Origin of the sequence: Klebsiella sp. CN_Kp104, assembly GCF_040064515.1 — a bacterium.
GTDB lineage: Bacteria > Pseudomonadota > Gammaproteobacteria > Enterobacterales > Enterobacteriaceae > Klebsiella > Klebsiella aerogenes.
Genome location: NZ_JBEAII010000032.1, coordinates 66,188 through 72,589 on the forward strand (window position 1 = coordinate 66,188; position 6,402 = coordinate 72,589).

The window sequence follows — 6,402 nt, forward strand, 5'->3', positions numbered from 1 at the left end:
CCCCGGCCCTGGAGAAATGGATGAAATCACTGTTTAAAGTAACGCTGCTGGCGACCACGATGGCCGTTGCCCTGAATGCACCGCTGACCTTTGCTGCCGATACCGCAGCGAAAGCTGCACCGGCGGCGGACAGCAAATCGGCATTTAAAAATGACGATCAAAAATCCGCTTATGCGCTGGGTGCATCCCTCGGCCGTTACATGGAAAACTCCCTGAAAGAACAAGAGAAGCTGGGTATCAAACTGGATAAAGACCAGCTGATCGCCGGTGTGCAGGATGCGTTTGCCGATAAGAGCAAACTGTCCGACAAAGAAATTGAAACCACTCTGCAGTCCTTTGAGACCCGCGTGAAAACCGCCGCTCAGCAGAAGATGGAAAAAGATGCGACCGAGAACGATGCCAAAGGCAAAGCGTTCCGTGACGCCTTCGCTAAAGAGAAGGGCGTGAAAACCTCTAAATCCGGCCTGATGTATAAAGTCGAGAAAGCCGGTACTGGCGATGCGCCGAAAGACAGCGATACCGTCGTGGTGAACTACAAAGGTACGCTGATCGACGGTAAAGAGTTCGATAACTCTTACACCCGCGGCGAGCCGCTCTCTTTCCGTCTTGATGGCGTTATTCCTGGCTGGACCGAAGGCCTGAAAAACATCAAAAAAGGCGGCAAAATCAAGCTGGTTATCCCACCAGATCTGGCCTACGGCAAAACTGGCGTTCCGGGTATCCCGGCTAACTCTACGCTGGTATTCGATGTAGAACTGCTGGACATCAAACCGGCTCCGAAGGCTGATGCTAAGCCAGAAGCCGCTGCCGAAGCTCCGGCTGCAGACGCTAAGAAGTAATCTGCTATAAGCCGCCGCCTTCAGGGGCGGCGGCTTTTTTATTGGCTGCAGATATAATTAAAACTGGAAAATTCCTCAGGCGCTGTATTACTTTAGATAGCTTAATAATGATGATGAGCCTGCCCTGACGATAACGACAGGCTCCTGAAAAGGAGTGCTTTTTTACATGTCCAGGTCGCTTTTAACCAACGAAACCAGCGAGCTTGACCTGCTGGATCAACGTCCTTTCGACCAGACCGACTTCGATATCCTAAAATCCTATGAAGCGGTGGTGGACGGGTTAGCGATGCTCATTGGTTCCCATTGTGAAATCGTGCTGCACTCACTGCAGGATTTAAAATGCTCCGCTATTCGTATCGCTAACGGTGAACACACCGGCCGCCAAATTGGCTCGCCGATTACCGATCTGGCGTTACGTATGCTGCACGATATGACGGGAGCGGATAGCAGCGTATCGAAGTGCTATTTTACCCGCGCGAAAAGCGGTGTGCTGATGAAATCGGTGACTATCGCCATTCGCAACCGGGAACATCGGGTGATTGGTCTGCTTTGTATCAACATGAACCTTGATGTTCCGTTCTCGCAGATTATGAGCACTTTTATTCCGCCGGAAACGCCGGAAGTCAATTCGCAGGTCAACTTCGCCTCGTCGGTGGATGATCTGGTGGCGCAAACGCTGGAGTTCACCATTGAAGAGGTGAATGCCGATCGCAACGTATCGAATAACGCGAAAAACCGCCAAATCGTGCTGAATCTATACGAGAAAGGCATCTTCGATATCAAAGATGCGATTAACCAGGTAGCCGATCGCCTGAATATCTCTAAACACACGGTGTACCTCTACATCCGCCAGTTTAAAAGCGGTGATTTCCAGGGGCTCGATAAGTAATGCGTTTTGCCATCACCGTAACCGGGCCTGCCTACGGTACTCAGCAGGCCAGTAGCGCGTGGCAGTTTGCGCAGGCGGTTATTAACGCAGGACATGAACTGGCCTGCGTATTTTTCTATCGTGAAGGGGTCTACAACGCCAATCAGCTGACGGCCCCCGCCAGCGATGAGATAGACCTGGTGCGTCACTGGCAGCGCCTGCATGATGAACATGCCGTTGCGCTGCACATTTGCGTGGCAGCCGCGCTACGCCGCGGCGTGAGCGATGAACGCGAAGCGCAGCAGCTTGGTTTGCCGGCGCATAATCTGCAGCCGGGATTCACCTTAAGCGGGCTAGGCGCGCTGGCTGAAGCGTCGTTAACCTGCGATAGAATGGTGCAGTTCTGATGAAACGCGTGGCTTTCGTATTTTCTTCCGCGCCGCACGGCAGCGCAGCCGGCAGGGAAGGGCTGGACGCCTTACTGGCGACCTCGGCGCTTACCGACGACCTCGGCGTCTTTTTTGTCGGCGACGGCGTGTTTCAGATTATCCCTGGCCAGCAGCCGGGAAAAATCCTCGCCCGTGATTATATCGCCACCTTCAAGCTGTTATCGCTGTATGACATCGAACAGTGTTGGTTATGCGCGGCGTCTGCCCGCGAGCGCGGCCTGGCCGCCGATACGCCGTGGGTGGTGGATGTCGAAAGCCTCGAGCCAGAAGCGCTGCGCGCCCGGCTTGATGAATTCAACGTGATTTTACGATTCTGAGGCCCAGATGCTCCACACTCTAAGCGTCTCTCCCTGGCATGTCGATATCGACGCGATGCTGCGTCTGGTGAAGCCAGGCGACGATCTGCTCCTGCTCTCCGATGGCGTGGTCGCGGCGATTGACGGCGGCCGTTTCCTTGAAATCCTGCAATCCGCCCCCATAACCCTACATGCTCTGCAAGACGATATCGAAGCCCGCGGGCTGGCTGGTCAAATTGCGGACAGTGTCGTCAGGGTTGACTATACTGATTTCGTCAGTCTTACGGTCAAACATGAAGGTCAGTTGGCCTGGTAATGGCGGGATCGTTGTATATTTCTTGACACCTTTTCGGCACCGCCCTAAAATTCTGCGTCCTCATATTATATGAGGCGATTTATTACGTGTTTACGAAGCAAAAGCTAAAACCAGGAGCTATTTAATGGCAACAGTTAACCAGCTGGTACGCAAACCACGCGCGCGCAAAGTTGCAAAGAGCAACGTGCCGGCGCTGGAAGCCTGCCCGCAGAAACGTGGCGTATGTACTCGCGTATATACCACCACTCCTAAGAAACCGAACTCCGCACTGCGTAAAGTTTGCCGTGTGCGTCTGACTAACGGTTTCGAAGTCACCTCCTACATCGGTGGTGAAGGTCACAACCTGCAGGAGCACTCCGTGATCCTGATCCGTGGCGGTCGTGTTAAAGACCTTCCGGGTGTTCGTTACCACACCGTTCGTGGTGCGCTTGACTGCTCCGGCGTTAAAGACCGTAAGCAGGCTCGCTCCAAGTACGGCGTGAAGCGTCCTAAGGCTTAATGGTTCTCCGTTAAGTAAGGCCAAACGTTTTATATTAATGTCAAACTAAACTCTTTGAGTTTTGGACAATCCTGAATTAACAACGGAGTATTTCCATGCCACGTCGTCGCGTCATTGGTCAGCGTAAAATTCTGCCGGATCCGAAGTTCGGATCAGAACTGCTGGCTAAATTTGTAAATATCCTGATGGTAGATGGTAAAAAATCTACTGCAGAAACTATCGTATACAGCGCGCTGGAGACCCTGGCTCAGCGCTCTGGTAAAACTGAACTGGAAGCCTTCGAAGTTGCGCTCGAAAACGTGCGCCCGACTGTCGAAGTTAAGTCCCGCCGCGTAGGTGGTTCTACTTATCAGGTTCCAGTTGAAGTACGTCCGGTTCGTCGTAATGCCCTGGCAATGCGTTGGATCGTTGAAGCTGCTCGTAAACGCGGTGATAAATCCATGGCTCTGCGCCTGGCGAACGAACTCACTGACGCTGCAGACAACAAAGGTACTGCAGTTAAGAAACGTGAAGACGTTCACCGTATGGCCGAAGCCAACAAGGCGTTCGCACACTACCGTTGGTAATCCCTTCGGAGTCATAGTCACCAGGCGGGCGTTTCAGATGAGTCGCCCGCTCTGGATAACTTAACTGAACGCCTAAAGAAATAAACGAGGAATCAAATGGCTCGTACAACACCCATCGCACGCTACCGTAACATCGGTATCAGTGCGCACATCGACGCCGGTAAAACCACTACTACCGAACGTATTCTGTTCTACACCGGTGTAAACCACAAAATCGGTGAAGTTCATGACGGCGCCGCTACCATGGACTGGATGGAGCAGGAGCAGGAACGTGGTATCACCATCACTTCCGCTGCGACTACTGCATTCTGGTCTGGTATGGCTAAACAGTATGAACCGCACCGTGTAAACATCATCGACACCCCGGGGCACGTTGACTTCACTATCGAAGTAGAACGTTCCATGCGTGTTCTTGATGGTGCGGTAATGGTTTACTGCGCAGTTGGTGGTGTTCAGCCGCAGTCTGAAACCGTATGGCGTCAGGCAAACAAATATAAAGTTCCACGCATTGCGTTCGTTAACAAAATGGACCGCATGGGTGCGAACTTCCTGAAAGTTGTTGGTCAGATCAAAACCCGTCTGGGCGCGAACCCGGTTCCGCTGCAGCTGGCAATTGGTGCTGAAGAAGGTTTCACCGGTGTTGTTGACCTAGTGAAAATGAAAGCCATCAACTGGAACGATGCAGACCAGGGCGTTACCTTCGAATACGAAGATATCCCGGCTGACATGCAGGACCTGGCTGACGAATGGCACCAGAACCTGATCGAGTCCGCTGCGGAAGCTTCCGAAGAGCTGATGGAAAAATACCTGGGCGGTGAAGAACTGACTGAAGAAGAGATCAAAAAAGCTCTGCGTCAGCGCGTTCTGAACAACGAAATCATCCTGGTAACCTGTGGTTCTGCATTCAAGAACAAAGGTGTTCAGGCGATGCTGGATGCGGTAATTGATTACCTGCCATCCCCGGTTGATGTTCCGGCAATCAACGGCATCCTGGACGACGGTAAAGATACCCCGGCTGAGCGTCACGCAAGCGACGACGAGCCGTTCTCTGCACTGGCGTTCAAAATCGCTACCGACCCGTTCGTTGGTAACCTGACCTTCTTCCGTGTGTACTCCGGTGTGGTTAACTCTGGTGATACCGTACTGAACTCCGTGAAAGCTGCACGTGAGCGTTTCGGTCGTATCGTTCAGATGCACGCTAACAAACGTGAAGAGATCAAAGAAGTTCGCGCGGGCGATATCGCTGCCGCTATCGGTCTGAAAGACGTAACCACTGGTGACACCCTGTGTGACCCGGATGCGCCGATCATTCTGGAGCGTATGGAATTCCCTGAGCCGGTAATCTCCATCGCCGTTGAGCCGAAAACCAAAGCTGACCAAGAAAAAATGGGTCTGGCTCTGGGTCGTCTGGCTAAAGAAGACCCGTCATTCCGCGTATGGACTGACGAAGAGTCTAACCAGACCATCATCGCCGGTATGGGTGAACTGCACCTCGACATCATCGTTGACCGTATGAAGCGTGAATTCAACGTTGAAGCGAACGTCGGTAAACCTCAGGTTGCTTACCGCGAAGCGATTCGCCAGAAAGTTACCGATGTTGAAGGTAAACACGCCAAGCAGTCTGGTGGTCGTGGTCAGTACGGTCACGTTGTGATCGACATGTACCCGCTGGAGCCGGGCTCTAACCCGAAAGGTTACGAGTTCATCAACGACATTAAAGGTGGTGTAATCCCTGGCGAATACATCCCGGCCGTTGATAAAGGCATCCAGGAACAGCTGAAAGCTGGTCCGCTGGCTGGCTACCCGGTAGTTGATATGGGTATCCGTCTGCACTTCGGTTCTTACCACGACGTTGACTCCTCTGAGCTGGCGTTTAAACTGGCCGCTTCTATCGCCTTTAAAGAAGGCTTTAAGAAAGCGAAACCAGTTCTGCTTGAGCCGATCATGAAGGTTGAAGTAGAAACTCCGGAAGAGAACACCGGTGACGTAATCGGTGACTTGAGCCGTCGTCGCGGCATGCTGCGCGGTCAAGAATCTGAAGTAACTGGCGTTAAGATCCACGCTGAAGTTCCGCTGTCTGAAATGTTCGGATATGCAACTCAGCTGCGTTCTCTGACCAAAGGTCGTGCATCATACACCATGGAATTCCTGAAGTATGATGATGCGCCGAACAACGTTGCTCAGGCCGTTATTGAAGCCCGTGGTAAATAATCCACAGGATTAAAACCTAAGTCCCGTGCTCTCTCCTGAGGGGAGAGCACTATAGTAAGGAATATAGCCGTGTCTAAAGAAAAATTTGAACGTACAAAACCGCACGTCAACGTTGGTACTATCGGCCACGTTGACCATGGTAAAACTACTCTGACCGCTGCAATCACCACCGTACTGGCTAAAACCTACGGCGGTGCTGCTCGCGCATTCGACCAGATCGATAACGCGCCGGAAGAAAAAGCTCGTGGTATCACCATCAACACTTCCCACGTTGAATATGACACCCCGACTCGCCACTACGCACACGTAGACTGCCCGGGCCACGCCGACTATGTTAAAAACATGATCACCGGTGCTG

9 protein-coding genes are annotated in these 6,402 nt (G+C 52.4%); all 9 read left to right on the forward strand.

What is annotated here, in order from left to right:
* Positions 1-20: 20 nt before the first annotated feature.
* Positions 21-839 carry an FKBP-type peptidyl-prolyl cis-trans isomerase gene (fkpA, locus tag ABLU80_RS17375; RefSeq protein ID WP_015369412.1) on the forward strand — a complete coding sequence of 273 codons (819 nt, stop codon included), beginning with the start codon at positions 21-23 and terminating at the stop codon, positions 837-839.
* A gap of 166 nt (positions 840-1,005) precedes the next feature.
* Positions 1,006-1,728 (forward strand): transcriptional regulator, encoded by a 723-nt coding sequence (locus tag ABLU80_RS17380; RefSeq protein ID WP_004868391.1) that lies wholly within the window; start codon positions 1,006-1,008, stop codon positions 1,726-1,728.
* Positions 1,728-2,114, forward strand: coding sequence for a sulfurtransferase complex subunit TusD (gene tusD / locus ABLU80_RS17385; RefSeq protein ID WP_049034362.1), 387 nt, complete (start codon positions 1,728-1,730; stop codon positions 2,112-2,114). Before ABLU80_RS17380 ends, tusD begins: the two co-directional genes overlap by 1 nt.
* Complete coding sequence (gene tusC / locus ABLU80_RS17390; protein WP_015369414.1) at positions 2,114-2,473, forward strand: sulfurtransferase complex subunit TusC; 360 nt, start codon at positions 2,114-2,116, stop codon at positions 2,471-2,473. Before tusD ends, tusC begins: the two co-directional genes overlap by 1 nt.
* A 7-nt stretch (positions 2,474-2,480) precedes the next feature.
* Complete coding sequence (gene tusB, locus ABLU80_RS17395; protein WP_045375910.1) at positions 2,481-2,768, forward strand: sulfurtransferase complex subunit TusB; 288 nt, start codon at positions 2,481-2,483, stop codon at positions 2,766-2,768.
* A 124-nt stretch (positions 2,769-2,892) separates the two neighbouring features.
* The gene (gene rpsL / locus ABLU80_RS17400; protein WP_000246815.1) at positions 2,893-3,267 is read left to right on the forward strand and encodes a 30S ribosomal protein S12; all 375 of its coding nucleotides are present in this window, start codon (positions 2,893-2,895) and stop codon (positions 3,265-3,267) included.
* Between the two features lie 95 nt (positions 3,268-3,362).
* The gene (gene rpsG, locus ABLU80_RS17405; protein WP_015369416.1) at positions 3,363-3,833 is read left to right on the forward strand and encodes a 30S ribosomal protein S7; all 471 of its coding nucleotides are present in this window, start codon (positions 3,363-3,365) and stop codon (positions 3,831-3,833) included.
* Between the two features lie 96 nt (positions 3,834-3,929).
* Positions 3,930-6,044 carry an elongation factor G gene (gene fusA / locus ABLU80_RS17410; protein ID WP_045375915.1) on the forward strand — a complete coding sequence of 705 codons (2,115 nt, stop codon included), beginning with the start codon at positions 3,930-3,932 and terminating at the stop codon, positions 6,042-6,044.
* A 69-nt stretch (positions 6,045-6,113) separates the two neighbouring features.
* Positions 6,114-6,402, forward strand: a 289-nt coding sequence (locus ABLU80_RS17415; protein ID WP_000031683.1) for a GTP-binding protein, incomplete at its 3' end; no start/stop codon positions are given.

What these genes read in the sequence shown, in the direction of transcription:
- fusA (WP_045375915.1), top strand. Translation starts at nt 3,930, where the DNA reads ATGGCTCGTACAACACCCATCGCACGCTACCGTAACATCGGTATCAGT.
- tusB (WP_045375910.1), top strand. Translation starts at nt 2,481, where the DNA reads ATGCTCCACACTCTAAGCGTCTCTCCCTGGCATGTCGATATCGACGCG.
- tusC (WP_015369414.1), top strand. Translation starts at nt 2,114, where the DNA reads ATGAAACGCGTGGCTTTCGTATTTTCTTCCGCGCCGCACGGCAGCGCA.
- fkpA (WP_015369412.1), top strand. Translation starts at nt 21, where the DNA reads ATGAAATCACTGTTTAAAGTAACGCTGCTGGCGACCACGATGGCCGTT.
- tusD (WP_049034362.1), top strand. Translation starts at nt 1,728, where the DNA reads ATGCGTTTTGCCATCACCGTAACCGGGCCTGCCTACGGTACTCAGCAG.
- rpsG (WP_015369416.1), top strand. Translation starts at nt 3,363, where the DNA reads ATGCCACGTCGTCGCGTCATTGGTCAGCGTAAAATTCTGCCGGATCCG.
- ABLU80_RS17380 (WP_004868391.1), top strand. Translation starts at nt 1,006, where the DNA reads ATGTCCAGGTCGCTTTTAACCAACGAAACCAGCGAGCTTGACCTGCTG.
- rpsL (WP_000246815.1), top strand. Translation starts at nt 2,893, where the DNA reads ATGGCAACAGTTAACCAGCTGGTACGCAAACCACGCGCGCGCAAAGTT.